The organism is Acinetobacter sp. CIP 64.2 (genome assembly GCF_000369645.1).
In the GTDB taxonomy this organism is placed as follows: Bacteria; Pseudomonadota; Gammaproteobacteria; order Pseudomonadales; family Moraxellaceae; genus Acinetobacter.
The window spans coordinates 238806-256907 of record NZ_KB850120.1; the positions used below are offsets into that span (position 1 = coordinate 238806).

The following is an 18102-nucleotide window of genomic DNA, read 5'->3' on the forward strand; positions in this document are numbered from 1 at the left end:
TAGCTTCAATCCTTCGATTCTAAATATATATTTATTGTTTCAATATGATGCATTATTGATGTTTTTTTAACTTGGCCTAATCCTGGGAAATGTCCTATTTTATGTAAGAAAATAAACTCTTGTAGTCCTTTGGTCTCTTCGAAGAGTATTCTTTTTGACTCAAAATCAGAAATAAGTTTGGTTAATGCTTGCTTAAATTTAGCACCAGGATTAGTTGGTGTTCCATCATCTTCTGATGAATAGTGGCGAATAAATAGCTCATCGAATCTTTGAGAATCAATATAAGATGCGTGGACTGTTACAACGTAAGCTGGGCCACCACCTTCAACAAAATCATTGCCTGTAATGGTATAGTCACCAAAACCTATATTTTTTTCGTCTTTATAATAGCTATGTAAGGCTGAGAATGAGGATTCTTGGGGATAGTCTGCATTTCTTAATTGTCTTTTAAAAAAATCTTCATATACAACTTTGTTGTGTATGAGCCTTTTAACTTGTGGACCGTTATCATTCTGTATAAAGTTGATTTTAGATAAGTTTGTAAAATTTATAAGTTCTTGATCAATGCCTTTTTGGATAAATAAGCCAAAAGAGTTTAATCCTAAAAAATCACTGTATGAGTTAGTTTTTTCGTTGATTGAGTAGAGTGGTATATATTCTATATTCTCTATTTTAGTTATGAGCTCATTGAACTCTGTTTGAGTTTTTTTGAAGTCTCCTATTATAGGATTAATAATTATAAAGGGAATGATTCCATTTTTATTTAGAACTTCAATTGTTTTACACAAGGCTTTGATATCTTTTTTTACGGGTTCTATAACAGGGACAAAGTTCTTAAGTCCTAGTTCAGAAAGCTCCCGAATAGCTAAAAGTTCATTAAGTTTCCCTCTTAAAATTGGATAATACATTGAGGTCTTTCTCCGAGAAAAAGCTAATTAAGGTTTTAATATCATTTTTATTGAATTTAAAGCTAATCAAAGCATTAGTCAAAGGGGTTGGAAGAATATTTATTGCTTCAATATTATTCTTTCTGTGTTTTTTTAAAGTTTTTAAAAATAACTTGTTTACAAAATCTTTATCAGATTTATTTAAAATTTTAAAGCATAGGTCAAAAACTTGAGTGTTAGGAACATCAATTTTTAAACCATATATACTTTCAGCAATATCTAAGTATTCTTCTTTTCTTAATGATTTCATCATAAGGCTAATATCAAAGATATTATTAGATATAGCTTCTTTTATAGTGCGTAAAGTATTGTTATCATTCAAAATAATGATGCCAATATTATGAGGTATGATCGCTTCTACATCTGTTTGTAGGGATTTAGGGCAAACGACGTAAACTTTTTCAAATAATTGGATATATGACTGTAGCTGGTCTTCTAATCTGAGCAATGAATCATATTCTGTTTTGATTTCATAACAGGTTGAGCAGCCATTTAGTAAGACTAAATCAGCTTTGTTCTGTCCTACTCTGAATTCTGAAAGTAAAACGGATGTCTGGAGTGAGTGTTTGCCTCTTAAAATTTTGCGAGCAATAAAATTTTTATAGACATATTCATTTCGATAATTCTGACTCAAGAAGTCAAATGCTGATGAATAGATATCATAGATACTGTTTATATTTATATTTGAGCTTAATGTACTGTTATTTATTACTTTTTCAAGAGATGAAAGGTTACCAGAAGCAATGGCTTTTAAACTGTTGCTTGTAAAAAGTTTGGCAATTTCTCTCTCTGCAGTGTTCACAATCTTAAGACAAGTTATATAAATTAGATTGATCATATTGTACCTAGTAATCTAACGTGAACAAAAGCTGAAAAATATTTTTTTACCTCTTATCACTTAAATTTTTTTGAACATAAATTACTACTAAATTGTTTTATATAACTCAAGATACAAACAGCAATTTTATTCTATAAATCTGATTCAATTGGGTTAACCTGATTTGATGCAAAAATTTAAAGGAGGTCGTGATGTCGCGTAGACCTCGTGAACAAGTCGATTATTTACACCTAGAGGAACTGGGTGGTCTGGAAATGCTGAAAGCTAGCTACTATCAGCAGGAATTTTCACGGCATGTTCATGAAGGATTTTGCATCGGTGTAATTGAAGAGGGTGCACAACGCTTCTACCGCACAGGGGGCAATCATGTGGCACCACAGGGCGATATTATTCTGGTCAATGCCGATGAAGTGCATACCGGATCTTCGGCGGTAGAAACAGGCTGGCGTTATCGCGCAATCTATCCAACCCCTGAAGTCTTTTATGAGCTGACACGTGATTTAACTACCGTGCACGGCACAGCACCTTGGTTTAGAGAAGCGGTATTGCATGATGAAGGTTTAGCGCAACAATTTCGTTTACTGTTTGATTTACTGGAACAACAGAATAATACCTTATTAAAGCAGACCTTATTCTTGTCTACGATTGCATGGCTGGTGTCGAAGTATAGCCAAGTCAAACCGCAAATCGTGGATTTGAGTAACGCCAAGCAGCGCATTCTTAATATCAAAGAGTTGATGGCGAGTATGCCTGAACAAGAATTTTCCTTGGCTGAACTTGCGGCGATGGCCAATCTCAGCCAGTGGCATTTTCTACGTCAATTTAAAAAACATGTGGGTTTATCTCCACATGCATGGCTGATACAGGCACGTTTGCAGAAATCACAAAGACTATTAAGGCAAGGGCTGAATTTGTCCGAAGTGTCGCAGCAATGTGGTTTTTCGGATCAAAGTCATTTTAGCCGACATTTTCGTCAAACTTTTGGCATTACCCCCGGGGGATATATCGCGTATCTCAAATAAAACAGCAATTTTATACAATTTTGATTGATCGAATTTTGGCATAGTTTGCTGATCTTGTATGAAAAATTGTGATGTTGATGTTAAGTGAGACCATAACAGATAACACGCCAATGACCGCCTCTCGGGCATTTTTAAACGGTGTGATTAAAATACTGCCTCTATGCTTTGCAGTTCTACCTTGGGGTTTGCTTGCGGGTTCCATGGCGATACAGGCGGAACTCACCACGGCACAAGCGATTGGCATGTCCGCTTTGGTTTTTGCAGGTGCAGCGCAATTAATGACGCTAGGTTTGGTCATGGCCGGAACGCCCGCGCTCACGATTATCATTTCCGTATTTCTGATCACCACCCAGCATTATTTATATGCGCTGTATTTACGTGAAGACATTGCCAAACAGCCATTAAAGCATCGTTTACTGTTGGGCTTTTTACTGACGGATGAGCTGTTCGCGGTCAGTATTAAAAAGCAGCCGCATTATATTTACTATTTATTGGGAGCAGGCAGTTGCTTCTATCTGTGTTGGGTACTGTTTAGTGTTTGCGGGATCCTGTTGGCGGCCTCTGTGCCCAATCTGCATCAATACCATCTGGATTTTTCTATTGTTGCCACCTTTATTGCGATTGTGATTCCTTTTATTAAAAACCTGAATACCTTGGTGGGTGTGTTGGTCTCTGTGGGTTTAACCTTGGTTTTCCTGAGCTTGGGCATCAAAAGTGCTGCGATCTTGGCGGGCGTGATTGGAATGTTGACGGCCACCTGTTTACAGAATTTTCGGGAGCGTACAGCATGAGTTGGTCTCTTCTGATTGTTCTGGCAATCGTGGTGTTTATGAATCGCTATATGCTGCTGGAACCGAATATCCCTTTACGGCTACCGAAATGGTTTCAGCAATCGTTGCAATATTCTGCACCGTGTTTGTTGACCGCGATTGCGACCCCGATTGTGTTTATGGATGAGCAAGGTAGCTTTCGTGAGACTTTATTGAACCCGTATTTTCTGGCTACGATTCTAACCATTGCGATTGCTTATAAGGTCAAGCATACCTTGCTGACAATTTTCCTCAGTCTGGCCTGTTTTTATGCCTTGGTCTTTTGGCTGCCTTAGTCGACTTGGGCAGTGGCAATCCATGCCCAAGCAGAAGTGAGCCTCAAAATTAGCGTGTGGTATAACCGCCATTGGCGAAAATGGTTTGGCCTGTAATCCACCAGCCATCTGTGACTAGAAAGCGAACTAAAGGTTCAATATCTTCGATTTTGGTCAGTCCACCCAAGGCGGACGCCGATTTATGGTAAGCCACGGCTTCAGGTGCTTCCTGACCATAGAAAAACGGCGTATCCATAGGCCCAGGTGCAACGGCGGTTACCGAGATACCACGCGCGCCAAACTCTTTCGATGCAGCACGGGTATAGTGCTCGACGGGTGCTTTTAGACCTTCATAGGTTGAATAAAGACCTGTATAGGCGGCAAGCAGACTGGTCACGATACTACAGATTTTGCCGTTCGCATTGAGATGACGGCCAGCCGATTGAATAAAGAAATAGGCAATTTTGTTGTTGATGTCATTCATGCCATCAAATTCTTGTTCGGTAGTGTCCAGATATGGTTTTTTCAGCACCCGCCCTACAGTATTAATAGCAATATCGATGCCACCAAATTCGGCTTTGGCGGTAATAAAGAGTTGTTCGATATTTTGAATGTCAGCTAAATCGGCTTGGACCAAAATCGCTTTTGCCCCAAATGCTTGTACGTCTTTTAAGGTTTGTTCCGCGTCGGCTTGCGTGGCAGCACTATTGTAATGAATCAATAAATTTGCGCCTTGTTCGGCAAATTTACGTGAGATTAGTCCACCAAGGTTTTTAGCACCACCGGTGATCAAGACGGTTTTTCCATTTAATTGATGTTGTGACATAGGATTGTTCTCATGTTGTTTTGGCATGAAAATCATCCTAATCAAATTTATTTGTTTGAAATAGTTGTTAGTATGGAACTGATTGTGCAAGAAAGTTGAATAATAAAATGGACAAGATTGATCGTTTAAAAATTTTCTGTCTGGTTGCAGAGAAACAGTCTTTTGCACAAGCTGCAGTACAACTCGGATTGCCGCGTTCGAACGTAACCTATGCCATACAGGCATTGGAAAAAGAATATGAAGTGCTATTGTTTTATCGAACCACCCGTAAGGTGGCATTAACGCATGAAGGAAGTTTATTTTATGACGAGGCATTACGTCTGGTCACGCAGTTAAAAGAGTTGAATCGTTTTAAACGTCAGGCACGTAGCCAAGAGGGCACGATCAGTATCGGGATGCCAAAACGAATGGTTACCCAGATTCTCCTTCCTCATTTATTTTCTTTTTATCAGCGTTATCCCAAGGTCAAAGTGCTGATCAACGGTAGTGATGATTTCTCCAATTTGATCGAGCAACAGCTTGATTGTGTGGTACGTGTGGGGCAGGTGCAGGATGAGTATTTATTGATTCGGCCCATTACCCACACTCAGATCTGGACGGTGGCTTCGCCGCAATATCTGGCAGAGTTTAGTGAACCAAAGCATGTGGATGAGCTTCAGCAGCATTTCGCTGTGGATTATCATGTTGCCAAGCATTATCGTGAATTCAGTGAACTGGTCTTTCAGGACCAGCGGATCAAGCTGCCGTATCGCTTGTTGATTGAAAATACTGAAGCTTATATTCAAGCGGGTTTAGCCGGTATTGGCATCATTCAAATTCCTGAATTTGATGCAGCTGCCTATGTTCAGCAAGGTCAATTACAGCGCTTATTTATGGATATTCCAAGCTTGCAGTTGCCCGTCAATATTTTACTGACGGATCGCCAATATCGTCCCAAATATCTTCAAGATTTTATTGATTGGCTCGATGGATTATTAAAAGCCCAACTTTAGTCGGACATAAAAAAAGCATACCTGAGTATGCTTTTTGACGGTTACAACGATTAGTACAGGCCAAGCAAGAAGCCCACACCCAAGGTGAAAAAGCTAAATAACCAGATCCAGCCAAAGGAATAGCGTAAGTGACGTCCCATATCCGTTCCTGCCAGCCCCATAGCCAGCCAAGTGGCGGGTGAGAATGGGCTGACGAAGGTTCCCGCATTATTGCCAATAGCCATGGCATAAACCACCGAGTGAGCAGAAACTCCAGCTGTTGAGGTGACTTCATGTACGATCGGGAGCAAAGCAAAATAGTAGGCATCGGTACTGGTAAATAAGTCCATTGGAACGCCGAGCATACCCACCAGAATATGTAGACTACCTACCCATGTACTTGGCAAAATCTTGATCAGATCCAGTGCAATCGATTGCAACATACCAGATTCGGAGAGAATCCCTAAAAAGGCACCAGCAGCAAAAATAATGGCAACCATGCTAAGTGCTTGTGGCGCGTGGCGGCTAATAACAGCCATTTGCTCTCTAGGTTTGGGGAAATTCACCAGTAAAACCAGCGATAAGGCAATCATAAAGACATAAGGGGCTGAGAACAGACCAAATGCAAGACAGATCACGGCAAGAATAACCAAGGCAATGTTAAACCAGAACTTTTTAGGCTTTACTTGTTCTTGTGTATCTTCTGCAAGATCTGCGGCCATACAATCTTGTTCAAATGGCGTGGTGCCGAAAGCTTGGGCGGCCAAGATCCGTTTTTTTTCACGAAGCCCCATCAGAACAGCAAAGCCCATCATACCGAGTACCCCAACCACCTGAACCGGGATCAGGCTACGCCAGAGTTCTGCTGCTTCAATTCCTGTAACGGCTGAGGCACGTCCTAAAGGACCACCCCACGGAACCATGTTCATCACCCCCATGCTGCCTGCCATTAGCAATAGCATCAGGTAAGGACTCATCCCTAATTTGCGGTAAAGTGGAAGTAATGCGGGAATAATGATGAGAAAAGTGGCTGCACCTGAACCATCCAGATGCACAACAGCCGCAATTAAAGTGGTCATGACGGCAACAATCACCACATTACCGCGTGTCATACGCACCATGCTTCGAATCATTGGATCAAAGACATGTAACTCTTTTAAAATACTAAAAAACAAAATGGCAAATAAAAACATGGTGGCCACTTTGCTGACTTTTAATAGCCCTGCTTCAAAGAAGCCGGAAATATCGCTAATCGAAAAGCCTGCAATTAAAGCGCCAATCAGTGGAACAATCGACATGGCTACAATAGGACTGGTTTTACCAGACATGAGCAGCACGACAATCGTCACAATAATTAGAATACCTATCAGCGTAAGCATTATTTACTCCCTTAAGTTGTAACCTCTTGCCATAAAAAAGTGTTAAAAATACACCAAAAATAAAAAAATGAAGCGCCGTCCATTATGCATAAAAACTTAATTTAAACTTAAATTTAAGCAGGAAAATTAAACGAAAAGGCGAATAAATCGCCAGATCATTTAAATTTTAATAAATAATAGTGGTAGGTGAAATTTAAAAATACTTGATAAATAAAGAAATATTAATTCTATTTTGGACTCTTGCATAAAATCACCCTAAGGCAATAGGGCAGCTAAAGAATAGTCTTCATCAAGATGAACGACCTCATACATGTGCTCAGGATAAAAGCGATTAAAACTTTGACTTTTGAGGACTGGATAAATTAGAGTAAATACTCTAATTTATCCAGTGAGATGAACATGCGGATTGGCCGACAAGCCTGGATGGTGCAAAGTTCGGGTGATTTATCCTTAAAAGATCGCATGGCGCTACTACGCCATAGTCTGCTGCCTGTGCTCAAACAGAGCATAAACATGTATAGCTTGTCGCACCGTATAAGGCCTGCATCACAGTTTCAATTGAATCTGGACGATCTAAAGTTACCTGATAGCTTAGAGGTACAACAGGCATTGGAGTTAATGCAATCTTGCAGCGCAGAGGCTTTGCAAAATCATTGTCTGCGCACATGGTGTTATGCCGTTGCATTTGCCAAGATGCAACAATTAAAACGCGATGATGAATTATTGGCAGTTTCGTGTTTATTGCATGATTTGGGTATGACGAAGCAATATGATCAGTATCATGCAAACTGTCGCTGTTTTGCCGGGCAAGGGGCATATGCTGCAAAAGACTGGTCAATTCAACGAGGCTGGCAAGACTTACGCGCAGATCAATTGTTTGACGCAATCAGCCTGCATATGAATCCTTATGTCGCATTGGATGAAGGGGTCGAGGCACATTTACTGCAACAGGCTGCCAGTTGTGATGTGATTGGCAGTCGCGGTTTTGAATTTTCCAGCCTGTTCAGACAACAATTACAGCAGCAGTATCCGCGCCTGGATTTCAGTCAAAACATGATTGAATTTACCCAGCAGGAAGGACAAAGACGTCCAAAATCTCGGACCGCAATGTTGGTAAATAGTGGTTTAAAACACTTGGTGAAGTTAAACCCTTATGCATGATGAATACCGCATATAAAAAAACCACCTTTGCTACAGCAAAAGTGGTTGGAGCTTGAGTTAATGATCATGTTCCAGATATTCAGGTTTTTTCGGTATTGCCCAACTACAGAAGAAACAGATCAACAGCATAATAATCACGTAGACGAAGAAGGTATTTTCTATGCCTGCATCTTTGAACAATAAGGCCACCGAGGGAGCAGAACCGCCAAACAAGGCATTACCGACCGCATAAGAAAAACCAACGCCCAAAGCACGAACATGTGGTGGAAACATTTCAGCTTTGACCAGACCACTGATCGAGGTATAGAAGCTCAGTAACATCATCAGGAAAATCAACAATAAGGTGATCATGACTGGCGAATCGGCAAAGCTACGCATGCCCGTCACCATCACTGGATAGATAAAGATGGCGCTGAGTAAGCTGAAGGCCAGCATGGATGCACGACGGCCAATACGGTCAGAAAGCATACCAAATAGCGGTTGAGCCAACATAAACACAAACAAGGCAGTGGTCATGATGAAACCAACGGTTTTGCCATCCATGCCGATATTGGTGAGATAGGTTTTTGAGTACACGGTGACCACATAGAAGGTCAGTGAACCTGCAGAAGTATAGCCCACCACTAATAAGAAGGTTTTCCAGTGCTGCTTCAGCAAAGCGATTAAGCTGCCCGATTCTTCACGCTCAGCATCTTCATGCGATAAAGTTTCTTCTAAGCGGCTTCGTGCAACTAACGAAAGCAATGCCGCCATACCACCAATAACAAATGGAATACGCCAGCCACCATCATTCAATTGCTGCTCAGTCATGAAACCAAGCAAGATTACTCCCAGCAAGCTGGCCAGTAATTGCCCCCCTGACAAGGTGACATACTGGAAGGAAGCAAAGAAGCCGCGTTGTCCTTTTAAACCCAGTTCACTCATATAGGTCGCCACAGCACCGTACTCTCCACCGACAGAGAGACCCTGTAATAAACGCACCATAAGCAGTAAAAACGGTGCCCACATTCCGACTTGATCATAGGTCGGTAAAGCGGCAAAGAGGAATGAGCTGAGTGCCATCAAGCAAATCGAAATGACCATCGACTGCTTACGGCCCTGACGGTCAGCAATCCGTCCGAACAACCAGCTCCCAATTGGTCGCATAAAGAAGCTGGCACCAAACACCCCCCAAACATAAATGGCTTTGGTGGTTGGTTCCATATCTGGTGCAGTTAAGGCATGGGTAAAATAAGCCGCAAAAACTGCATAAATATAGAAATCAAACCATTCAACTAGATTCCCTGATGCCGCACCGACAATACCCTTGATACGGCTTGTTCTTTCTTCCTTGCTATATGTCTGACTCATATACGTTCCTTTTCAACCAAGCAAGATTCTGTAACTGAATCTTTACAGAATGTTATATACCGCTAAAAAAGCATGAAAATGGCACTATTTTGTATGTTTTTTATGAAAACATTTTTATATGTGGAGAATAGGCACGATTTTTTACTGACTCTTTAACAGGGGAAGAATGTCAAAATAGTCAATATTGAGAATTTAATGTTTTTAAAAAGCAATTAATTGAGTTATGGGAGGGGGATTCTTTTCAGTAAAGCATATGGTGTCATGTACGTCGATTGTCATGAAAGCATGTAGATGAGTTTAATTTTATGATTCCGCTTTAAGCCCGTGCATGAGGATGAGTGTAGCTGGATTTGATGATCAGACTGCAAACGAATGATTTAGAAAATAGGCTTATGGATAAAGCAGTAGGGGGAGTTGCTGCTTAATGCAGCAAAGCTGTGGATAAGTTTTGATTTATACACATCGCTATTATTGAGATGCAAGCATGTTTTTATGGTCATTAATTGAGTCCTGGAACAGCACAGTCTGCTCTTAATGGACATGGTTCTCCTTGTGTCAGTTTATGCAGCATTGCTTTGATTTGATCAAGTTGGGCAATTTTTTCATCGATCCGGCTGAGCTTTTCCTGAAGGATTGTTTGGAGCTGTGCGGCAGGAATTTCATCTTGTACCGTCATTGCCAAGATCTGTTTAATTTCACTCAGCGCAAAGCCTAGATTTTTAGCAGTACGAATCAATTGGAGTTGTTGTAGGGTTTGTTCAGGGTAATCTTTATAGCCATTATTGCAGGTCATCGACTGGATCAACTGCATTTTTTCATAAAAGCGAATGGTATCTCGACTAAGATCGGCCTGTTTTGCCAACTGTCCAATCAACATAATGAATATCCTTTGTTATTTTAAAAAGTAATTGCATAAATCCCTTGACCATTGAGTGTACTCCATCCTTTAGCCTATGCCTATATTCAATCAAAAGAGCGTGAGAGATGGATCATAACAACTTCAGAATACAGCAAGATAAACCAGTCGCTTTGGTTGCAGGTGCAACAGGATTTATTGGTCGTTACTTAATTTTGGAACTCTTGAAACAGGGCCACTCGGTCTTTGCCTTGGTTCGGAATCAGGCGAAACAGCAAACAATACTTATGCATTGGCTTAGTCAAAAGGGTATTTCCTTGGATCAACTGATTTTTATTCAAGGTGATATAACGCAGGTGGATTTGGCCATCAGCCGCGAGGATTGGGACAAATTAAAGTCCGTCAACACTTTATATAATAGCAGTGGATTATTTGCATGGAATCTCAGTATGCAGCAGGCAAGGACTGTCAATGTTAAAGGTGCATTGAATTTATTAGATTGTGTGCATCAGCATTGTGATTTAAAACGCGCTGTCCATGTTTCGGGTTATATGTTGACGATTCAAAATCATTTAGAACAAGCGGGAGTTTGCCTTGATCGGCCTGACAAGACCAATTGGCTCGCAGTTTACCAGCATTTAGGTGCCTATGAGGCATCGAAAGTAGAAGCTCATTTTGCATGGATACAGCAGGCGCAACAATTATCTGTTGACTGGACCATCATCCATCCAGCAACAGTTGTTGGCGATGAGGAGTCCGGTGAAATACCCACAAATCAGCCGATCGCTCAAATGATTGATTTGTTAAAGCGGGGAAAAATGAGCGCCATCCCTGCAACAGCCCAACATTATCTACCTCTGATCCGTGTCGATGATTTGTGTCAGATCATGGTGAAGGCATCGATGGATCAGGATTTAGTGAATCAATCGATGTTGGTGGTCAGCGAGCATCAGCTCAGCCTGCCTCAATTGACAGGCATGATTGCTGCTCAGTTGCAAGTCAAGGCTCCCACACGGCAGGTTCCGATCGGTTTATTGAAACTAATTTTAAAGTGGCAATGGTTGGCGAAGAAACTAGAAATGTCTACGGAAATGTTAGATTTCCTAAGAACTGAGCCTTTAGAACAAGCCGATTTACAGCAGTTCAAACAGCGTTGGCAGATCTCAACCGGTAATGTAGAGGTGGCGATCCGTAAAACTACGGACTGGATCAACCAAGTAAGCTAAAGTCTTTTGCAAATAAAAAACAGCCAATCAAAAGATTGGCTGTTTTTTATTGAATCTGGTGACAAAAGACTACCAATGCTCACCTGGAAATAAACGTGCATAGGCGCGTTGGATCAGGTTTAATTTCTCTTGTTTACCCACAGAGGCGGTAGAGCTTGGGAACAAGTTATAACCAATGGACATTAAAATATTGTTGATGTCAGGCGCGATGGCGTATGTAATTGACGCAAGGCGGCCGAGGTTGGTGGCAATTTTCTTTGGACGTTTCACGATGGCATAAGCAATCAAGTCTGCTGCTTCTTCTGGAGAAAGCGTCGGGACATATTTATAAATCTTGGTCGGTGCGATCATTGGCGTACGGACCAACGGCATATAAATAGAGGTGATCGCAATTTTGTGTGAATGAACTTCTGCAGACAAACAACGGCTAAATGCATCCAGCGCTGCTTTAGAAGCCACATACGCCGAGAAACGGGTTGCATTGGCCAATACACCAATCGAGCTGATGTTAATGATCTGACCATCTTTACGTTGCATCATATGCGGTAAGATATTCAGCACTAGACGAACTGCACCGAAATAATTGAGCTGCATGGTTCGTTCGAAGTCATGGAAGCGGTCCACTGACTCGTGTACGGCACGACGAATTGATCGACCTGCGTTGTTGACCAGAATATCGATATGATCTACCGCCGCCAAAATTTCTTTTGAAACGGCATCAATCGATTCCATTTCATTTAGATCACATGGAAAAACAGAGGCTTTACCTCCTTCAGCTTCGATTTCTGCTTTGACCTCATCTAACTTCTCTTTCGTACGAGCGAGCAATAAGACATGGGCACCTGCCTGAGCAAGATATTTTGAAACCGTTAAACCAATGCCACTTGATGCACCAGTGACAATGATTGTTTTACCGTCGACTTTTTGCTGAAAAAGTTTTTTGAGTTTTGCATTCATGTAAGTGTCCTACATTAATCACGCTGTTGTATGCAATGCTTTCTTATTGCGATTAACATTGCAATTTATTTTGGTCTAATAATAGTCGATATTTTTTGTTTGTCTAGTGTAAATATCTGAAAAATAATAGTTTTTTTAGAGTAAAAGCTCTAAAGTAAGATGTTGTAATAGTTGAAAAAGAAATAATATTTTTGAGTATTTGTATAAAAAATAAGCCCCGTATCCGGGGCTAATCGATTTCATTCAAATTAAACGTGTGCAAGGGCCTGTTCAAGATCCGCAATCAGGTCATCTACATGCTCAATCCCAATAGACAAGCGGACGAGGTCTTCACTGACCCCAGCTGACTTTAGCTCTTCGGCATTGAGTTGACGATGGGTGGTCGTCGCAGGATGGCAAGCCAGACTTTTGGCATCGCCAATGTTTACTAAGCGGGTAAATAGCTGTAATGCATCAATAAAACGTGTCCCCCCAGCCAATCCATCTTGGACGCCGAAAGACAGGATGGCGGAAGGTTTACCTTTCACATATTTTTGGGCCAAATGATGCTGTGGGTGATCTGAGAGGCCTGCATAATTCACCCATTTTACTTTCGGGTGCTGTTTTAAATATTCAGCAACCTTGATGGCATTTTCAGTATGGCGCTCCATGCGTAAGTTCAAAGTTTCCAGGCCTTGTAGAATCAAAAATACGCTGAGAGGGCTAATCGCGGCGCCTGTATTGCGCAATGGCACCACGCGCGCACGTGCAATATAAGCCGCTTCACCCAATACTTCGACATAATTCACACCGTGATAGCTTGGGTCTGGCGTATTCAGGGCTTTAAAGCGTTCAGGATATTTGCCCCAAGGGAATTTCCCACTATCGACAATCACGCCACCAATACTGTTGCCATGACCACCGATATATTTGGTCAGTGAATGAATCACAATATCTGCACCAAATTCAAAAGGTTTGAGCAACGCAGGTGTGGCCACCGTATTATCTACAATCACAGGTACGCCGTATTCATGTGCAATTTTGGCAATCACGTCTAAGTCGATGATATTGCCGAGTGGGTTACCGATCGACTCAACGAAGACCAGTTTGGTTTTATCATCAATAATCTGACGCAATGCCTCTGGGTTTTGATAGTCGAAGAAACGGACTTCAATGCCTTGCTTTGGCAAGGTGTGAGCAAACAGGTTATAAGTACCACCATATAAGGTCGATACCGATGCAATATTGTCACCCGCTTCGGCAATGGTTTGAATCGCATATGTAATCGCAGCCATGCCAGAGGCTAAAGCCAAGGCACCAATCCCGCCTTCCAGTGCTGCAATACGCTGTTCCAGCACGGCTGTGGTCGGATTCATGATTCGGGTATAGATATTGCCCTGTACTTTGAGATCAAATAAATCTGCACCATGTTGCGTATTATCAAAGGCATAAGAGGTCGTTTGATAAATCGGCACGGCCACGGCTTTGGTGGTCGCTTCTGGTGAATATCCCGCATGAATGGCTAAAGTTTCATCTTTATAGGTCATGATTACATCATCTACGTGAGTTAAATACTGACCGAGTCTAGCGCATATTTTATCCAAAATGGTGCATAAATTTTGCGCTGTATAGCGTTTTTCCTGATATAGCCAGTGCTCTGCTCATGGAAAATCTTTTGATAAAAGTGAAATCATTCGATCCTGTAATGTCTTGAAAAATAAAATCTGCCGTTCGAGATAAACAAATCCTAACTTAACTTCAAGTCGATTGGGTTTTCAGCGTATAATACGCCCGATTATTTATTCGCTTTATTTGCGATGTATTGGTTTTTCAATTGAGGAGTCCTGCGTGGCCCAATATATTTATACGATGAACCGAGTGTCGAAAATGGTTCCGCCGAAGCGCGAAATCTTAAAAGACATCTCTTTATCATTTTTCCCGGGCGCAAAAATTGGTGTGCTTGGTTTGAACGGTGCAGGTAAATCAACCTTACTCCGTATTATGGCTGGCGTAGATAAAGATTTCTCAGGTGAAGCACGTGCACAACCAGGAATCAAAATCGGCTACTTAGAACAAGAACCGCCACTTGATCCAAGCAAAGACGTTCGTGGTAACGTTGAAGATGGCGTACGTGAAGCACTGGATGCTTTGGCGCGTCTTGACCAGGTTTTTGCTGAATATGCTGAACCAGATGCAGATTTCGATGCACTTGCGAAAGAGCAAGAAAAATTGGAATCGATCATCCATGCATGGGATGCCCACAACCTGAACAATCAGCTTGAAATTGCTGCGGATGCATTGAACCTACCCGCTTGGGACGCTGATGTATCCTTGCTTTCAGGTGGTGAACGTCGTCGTGTTGCATTGTGCCGTTTATTGTTGTCTAAGCCAGACATGTTACTTCTTGACGAACCGACCAACCATTTAGATGCTGAATCCGTGTCTTGGTTAGAGCGTTTCTTGAAAGACTTCCCAGGTACGATCGTGGCGATTACGCATGACCGTTATTTCCTGGATAACGTGGCTGAGTGGATTCTTGAACTTGACCGTGGACATGGTATTCCTTACCAAGGTAACTATTCTTCTTGGTTGGAACAGAAAAATGCCCGTTTAGAGCAGGAACAGAAACAAGAAGAATCTTTTGCTAAAGCATTGAAAAAAGAACTTGAATGGGTTCGTTCAAATGCCAAAGGTCAGCAAAAGAAAAACAAAGCGCGTATGGAACGTTTTGAAGAGCTTAACTCTAAAGAATTCCAACAACGTAATGAAACATCTGAAATCTACATTCCACCTGGCCCACGTTTGGGTAACAAAGTTGTGGAAGTGGAAGGGATCAGTAAATCATTCGATGGTCGCTTACTTTATGAAAACCTGACTTTCACTGTCCCTCCTACAGCGATTGTGGGTATCGTTGGTCCAAATGGTGCGGGTAAAACCACTTTATTCCGTATGATGACTGGCGAACAGCAACCGGATACGGGGACTGTGACTTTAGGTGAGTCAGTTAAAGTGGCTTATGTCGGTCAGATTCGTGACACCTTGGATAACAACAAAACGGTTTGGGAAGAAGTTTCTGGCGGTTTAGATATCCTGAAAATTGGTGATTATGAAATCGCATCACGTGCTTATATCGGTCGCTTTAACTTTAAAGGTCAAGATCAGCAAAAACGTGTAGGTGAATTGTCTGGTGGTGAACGTAACCGTTTACAACTGGCAAAGATCTTGCAGATGGGCGCAAACGTGATCTTGCTGGATGAGCCATCGAACGACTTGGATATCGAAACCTTACGTGCGCTTGAGGATGCAATTCTGGTCTTCCCAGGCACTGTGATGGTGGTATCGCATGACCGTTGGTTCCTTGACCGTATTGCAACGCATATCTTGTCATTTGAGAATGAACAGCCAGAATTCTACACAGGTAACTATGCAGAATATGAGGCTTACCGCCAATCTCGTTTAGGTGATGATGCCGCTCAAAAACGGACCAAGTACAAAAAAATCACAGGCTAAGACCTGAAACAAAAAACCAGCTTTTAAGCTGGTTTTTTTTAGCTTATGAAAAAGCCAGTTCACTAAATGCAGTATAAAGGTAATCTTTTGCCTGAGGATGGCCTTGGTTCATTGCTCTTTCTAGCCAATATTGGGCTTTTTTATAGTCCTTATCTAAACCGAGTTCACCGTGTAAGTAACTTTCACCTAATTTAAATGCGGCATTCGAATTACCTCTTAGTGCGGCACGTAAAAAGTACCACATTGCATTTCGATCATTAGAGGAAATGGTATAGTGATCTTCTTTATAGTGATCACTGATTGCTAAACTTTCGAAGAATTGTGCTTTATTAATTTCTCGCTCTGATTCAGGAACAGCATCATTCTCCTTAAAGCTAAGGAAACATGAGCGCAATTGTTGTTTTACGATATTTAGATTCATGGCAGTCTCCTTTAGTTCAAGCTTTTTCATTATTGTGATTTGAATATAAATCTTTTTTATTAGTTTGTGTTAATTTATTTATGTATATAATGAGATTAAAATGTAAACACGGTCACGTTTATTTAAGCCGTTATATTAAAAAAGAATGAACAGGGAGTATGATCCACTTTTTCTTCATATAGAAGGTCTTTATTGATTTAAATCAATGAGACTTTTTAGTTATAATAAATAAAGCTCATGATTGTATTTTAAAGAATGAGCTGATAATGCTAACCATTCAAAAGTGAGCGTTAGCATTAACCTCCAGCTATTTATTAAAATCGCCACGCAGATCTGACCAGATTAATAGCGGCGTAATGGTTACAACATCAAAAACCATGGCTAAAGGATATAACACCGTACGAGTTGCTCGTTTCACTGGATGTTTGGTGGTAATGGTTGTTTCTTGCTGTAGCTGAACAGGATATGGTACTGCTAATTTTTGCTGAATTTTTTGGCTATCCAAGCGCTGATACAACTGGCCTTTGAAAAAAACATTAATATAAGGATAAGGAGCGGTTTGCTGATTTTGAATCAAGTCAAAATTTTGTCTAAAGCCTAAAGACTTTAATAAATCCTTTTGCTTCTGATTGAGATCAACCATGCGGGTATTATATTGAATTTGTAAGACGCCACGAAAATGATTTGGATCTTCCATCGTGAGAAGCAAAGGAGATGCGCCGCTGAAAGATCGCTGTTGCGCTGGAATTGCATGCAGAAGCTTAAGTAGCTCAGCACTCCCATCCGTCATTAAATAATTAAAATCCTGACCAATAAACACCAGTCCTTGGCTTTGCTGGTTTTGAATGGCTTGCCCCAGTGCAATAATCTGGTCGGTTTTTATAGTATCGGTTTGAATGCGGCTGGTCTCATTGGGAAGTGCTGTTGAAAGAAGGGTGGTGGCACATCCGCTGAGGCTGAGCCCCATAGCCAACAGCAAAATAGGAAAGATTTTAGACATAAAATACCTGTCAAAGAAAAATTATAGTGATCAAAGTCGACGAAAAAACTTTTTAAATCAGTGAGAAATTGACTAAAAATTGTTTTGTAATTTTATTACATCGCGATAGCCTGCTATAGTGCCTTTGTGCAATTTACTGTAAGGGTGTGCTGTTGCAACGCTCAACTGTTTTCGTGACCGTCTTGCTGAGTCTGTTCATGTTCCAAAGTTTCTGGAATGTGGCGGCAGCGTTTTGCGCGCATGAAACCTCAAGTGAGTACAGCAGCCTAAACCATTTCGGGCATCATGTACCAGAGAAAAAGCAAGTCGTGGTAGATCAGGATGTCTCTGACTTACCGATGCCGCTCAGTCTGCAAGATCACCATGATCATTTACCTTCCTGCTTCCATGTGGTGGTGGCTGAAGTTCAACAGCAACTGAATGAACCCATGTTGCGGATGCATAAAGCAGAACAAAAATATTACTGGTCTAATTCATATCAGTCCCCACATTTAATCGGATTAAATCCGCCCCCTGTATTGACCCCGCTATAGGTGGGGTAGCCGAAAAATAGCCCACCGTAATCTTATTATTTT

General features: G+C 41.3%; 18 protein-coding genes. 8 read left to right on the forward strand and 10 right to left on the reverse strand.

The genetic code is table 11. The features are described from left to right. Window positions 1–5: 5 nt before the first annotated feature. Together F895_RS17575 and F895_RS17570 are read right to left on the reverse strand one after the other, a co-directional pair. Window positions 6–908, reverse strand: a complete 903-nt coding sequence (locus F895_RS17575; protein ID WP_005238297.1) for a sce7725 family protein — start codon at window positions 906–908, stop codon at window positions 6–8. Further along, window positions 877–1749: a sce7726 family protein gene (locus F895_RS17570; RefSeq protein WP_026040121.1), complete on the reverse strand. Its 873-nt coding sequence runs from the start codon at window positions 1747–1749 to the stop codon at window positions 877–879. Before F895_RS17570 ends, F895_RS17575 begins: the two co-directional genes overlap by 32 nt. A 227-nt stretch (window positions 1750–1976) precedes the next feature. Here F895_RS17570 and F895_RS17565 point away from each other — a divergent pair, with 227 nt between their 5' ends. The 3 genes from F895_RS17565 (at window position 1977) to F895_RS17555 (ending at window position 3912) form a co-directional block, all read left to right on the forward strand. Next, complete coding sequence (locus F895_RS17565; RefSeq protein WP_005238302.1) at window positions 1977–2807, forward strand: AraC family transcriptional regulator; 831 nt, start codon at window positions 1977–1979, stop codon at window positions 2805–2807. A gap of 77 nt (window positions 2808–2884) precedes the next feature. Further along, window positions 2885–3598 (forward strand): AzlC family ABC transporter permease, encoded by a 714-nt coding sequence (locus F895_RS17560; RefSeq protein ID WP_005238304.1) that lies wholly within the window; start codon window positions 2885–2887, stop codon window positions 3596–3598. Continuing rightward, window positions 3595–3912, forward strand: coding sequence for an AzlD domain-containing protein (locus F895_RS17555; RefSeq protein WP_005238305.1), 318 nt, complete (start codon window positions 3595–3597; stop codon window positions 3910–3912). The genes F895_RS17560 and F895_RS17555 overlap by 4 nt, the downstream gene beginning before the upstream one ends. Before the next feature lie 49 nt (window positions 3913–3961). Here the strand turns inward: F895_RS17555 and F895_RS17550 are convergent, their stop codons facing one another. Next, window positions 3962–4717: an SDR family oxidoreductase gene (locus F895_RS17550; RefSeq protein WP_010589711.1), complete on the reverse strand. Its 756-nt coding sequence runs from the start codon at window positions 4715–4717 to the stop codon at window positions 3962–3964. Between the two features lie 107 nt (window positions 4718–4824). On the opposite strand from F895_RS17550, the gene F895_RS17545 reads away from it, so the two are divergent. Then, on the forward strand, window positions 4825–5709 hold the full coding sequence (locus tag F895_RS17545; RefSeq protein WP_005238308.1) for a LysR family transcriptional regulator: 885 nt from the start codon (window positions 4825–4827) through the stop codon (window positions 5707–5709). A gap of 50 nt (window positions 5710–5759) precedes the next feature. On the opposite strand, the gene F895_RS17540 is transcribed toward F895_RS17545, so the two are convergent. Further along, window positions 5760–7067, reverse strand: coding sequence for a CitMHS family transporter (locus F895_RS17540; protein ID WP_005238309.1), 1308 nt, complete (start codon window positions 7065–7067; stop codon window positions 5760–5762). Window positions 7068–7466: 399 nt separating this feature from the next. Here F895_RS17540 and F895_RS17535 point away from each other — a divergent pair, with 399 nt between their 5' ends. Further along, entirely contained in the window at window positions 7467–8228 is a 762-nt protein-coding gene (locus tag F895_RS17535; RefSeq protein WP_005238310.1) for an HD domain-containing protein, read from the forward strand. A gap of 57 nt (window positions 8229–8285) precedes the next feature. On the opposite strand, the gene F895_RS17530 is transcribed toward F895_RS17535, so the two are convergent. Continuing rightward, entirely contained in the window at window positions 8286–9578 is a 1293-nt protein-coding gene (locus F895_RS17530) for an MFS transporter (RefSeq protein ID WP_005238311.1), read from the reverse strand. Window positions 9579–10077: 499 nt separating this feature from the next. Further along, on the reverse strand, window positions 10078–10455 hold the full coding sequence (locus F895_RS17525; RefSeq protein ID WP_005238312.1) for a MerR family DNA-binding protein: 378 nt from the start codon (window positions 10453–10455) through the stop codon (window positions 10078–10080). A gap of 107 nt (window positions 10456–10562) precedes the next feature. Between F895_RS17525 and F895_RS17520 the strand changes: the two genes are divergently transcribed. Then, window positions 10563–11660, forward strand: a complete 1098-nt coding sequence (locus F895_RS17520) for an SDR family NAD(P)-dependent oxidoreductase (protein WP_005238313.1) — start codon at window positions 10563–10565, stop codon at window positions 11658–11660. Window positions 11661–11729: 69 nt separating this feature from the next. Here F895_RS17520 and F895_RS17515 read toward each other — a convergent pair whose 3' ends face one another. Together F895_RS17515 and F895_RS17510 are read right to left on the reverse strand one after the other, a co-directional pair. After that, on the reverse strand, window positions 11730–12617 hold the full coding sequence (locus tag F895_RS17515; RefSeq protein WP_005238314.1) for an SDR family NAD(P)-dependent oxidoreductase: 888 nt from the start codon (window positions 12615–12617) through the stop codon (window positions 11730–11732). A gap of 248 nt (window positions 12618–12865) precedes the next feature. Beyond that, the gene (locus tag F895_RS17510; protein WP_005238315.1) at window positions 12866–14143 is read right to left on the reverse strand and encodes an O-acetylhomoserine aminocarboxypropyltransferase/cysteine synthase family protein; all 1278 of its coding nucleotides are present in this window, start codon (window positions 14141–14143) and stop codon (window positions 12866–12868) included. 301 nt (window positions 14144–14444) lie between these two features. Between F895_RS17510 and ettA the strand changes: the two genes are divergently transcribed. After that, complete coding sequence (gene ettA, locus F895_RS17505; protein ID WP_005238316.1) at window positions 14445–16106, forward strand: energy-dependent translational throttle protein EttA; 1662 nt, start codon at window positions 14445–14447, stop codon at window positions 16104–16106. Between the two features lie 43 nt (window positions 16107–16149). Here ettA and F895_RS17500 read toward each other — a convergent pair whose 3' ends face one another. Both F895_RS17500 and F895_RS17495 read right to left on the reverse strand, forming a co-directional pair. Further along, a complete protein-coding gene (locus F895_RS17500; protein WP_005238327.1) occupies window positions 16150–16527 on the reverse strand; it encodes a tetratricopeptide repeat protein in 378 nt (125 codons plus the stop codon). Between the two features lie 307 nt (window positions 16528–16834). Next, window positions 16835–17527: a YidX family protein gene (locus tag F895_RS17495; protein WP_005238330.1), complete on the reverse strand. Its 693-nt coding sequence runs from the start codon at window positions 17525–17527 to the stop codon at window positions 16835–16837. A 152-nt stretch (window positions 17528–17679) separates the two neighbouring features. On the opposite strand from F895_RS17495, the gene F895_RS17490 reads away from it, so the two are divergent. Further along, window positions 17680–18060 carry a cation efflux protein, CzcI-like gene (locus F895_RS17490; protein WP_202948693.1) on the forward strand — a complete coding sequence of 127 codons (381 nt, stop codon included), beginning with the start codon at window positions 17680–17682 and terminating at the stop codon, window positions 18058–18060. The last annotated feature ends 42 nt before the right edge of the window (window positions 18061–18102 follow it).

Excerpts from the sequence above, each read along its gene's own strand:
- F895_RS17575 (WP_005238297.1), bottom strand. The coding sequence starts at position 908 with ATGTATTATCCAATTTTAAGAGGGAAACTTAATGAACTTTTAGCTATT.
- F895_RS17565 (WP_005238302.1), top strand. The coding sequence starts at position 1,977 with ATGTCGCGTAGACCTCGTGAACAAGTCGATTATTTACACCTAGAGGAA.
- F895_RS17560 (WP_005238304.1), top strand. The coding sequence starts at position 2,885 with ATGTTAAGTGAGACCATAACAGATAACACGCCAATGACCGCCTCTCGG.
- F895_RS17555 (WP_005238305.1), top strand. The coding sequence starts at position 3,595 with ATGAGTTGGTCTCTTCTGATTGTTCTGGCAATCGTGGTGTTTATGAAT.
- F895_RS17550 (WP_010589711.1), bottom strand. The coding sequence starts at position 4,717 with ATGTCACAACATCAATTAAATGGAAAAACCGTCTTGATCACCGGTGGT.
- F895_RS17545 (WP_005238308.1), top strand. The coding sequence starts at position 4,825 with ATGGACAAGATTGATCGTTTAAAAATTTTCTGTCTGGTTGCAGAGAAA.
- F895_RS17540 (WP_005238309.1), bottom strand. The coding sequence starts at position 7,067 with ATGCTTACGCTGATAGGTATTCTAATTATTGTGACGATTGTCGTGCTG.
- F895_RS17535 (WP_005238310.1), top strand. The coding sequence starts at position 7,467 with ATGCGGATTGGCCGACAAGCCTGGATGGTGCAAAGTTCGGGTGATTTA.
- F895_RS17530 (WP_005238311.1), bottom strand. The coding sequence starts at position 9,578 with ATGAGTCAGACATATAGCAAGGAAGAAAGAACAAGCCGTATCAAGGGT.
- F895_RS17525 (WP_005238312.1), bottom strand. The coding sequence starts at position 10,455 with ATGTTGATTGGACAGTTGGCAAAACAGGCCGATCTTAGTCGAGATACC.
- F895_RS17520 (WP_005238313.1), top strand. The coding sequence starts at position 10,563 with ATGGATCATAACAACTTCAGAATACAGCAAGATAAACCAGTCGCTTTG.
- F895_RS17515 (WP_005238314.1), bottom strand. The coding sequence starts at position 12,617 with ATGAATGCAAAACTCAAAAAACTTTTTCAGCAAAAAGTCGACGGTAAA.
- F895_RS17510 (WP_005238315.1), bottom strand. The coding sequence starts at position 14,143 with ATGACCTATAAAGATGAAACTTTAGCCATTCATGCGGGATATTCACCA.
- F895_RS17500 (WP_005238327.1), bottom strand. The coding sequence starts at position 16,527 with ATGAATCTAAATATCGTAAAACAACAATTGCGCTCATGTTTCCTTAGC.
- F895_RS17495 (WP_005238330.1), bottom strand. The coding sequence starts at position 17,527 with ATGTCTAAAATCTTTCCTATTTTGCTGTTGGCTATGGGGCTCAGCCTC.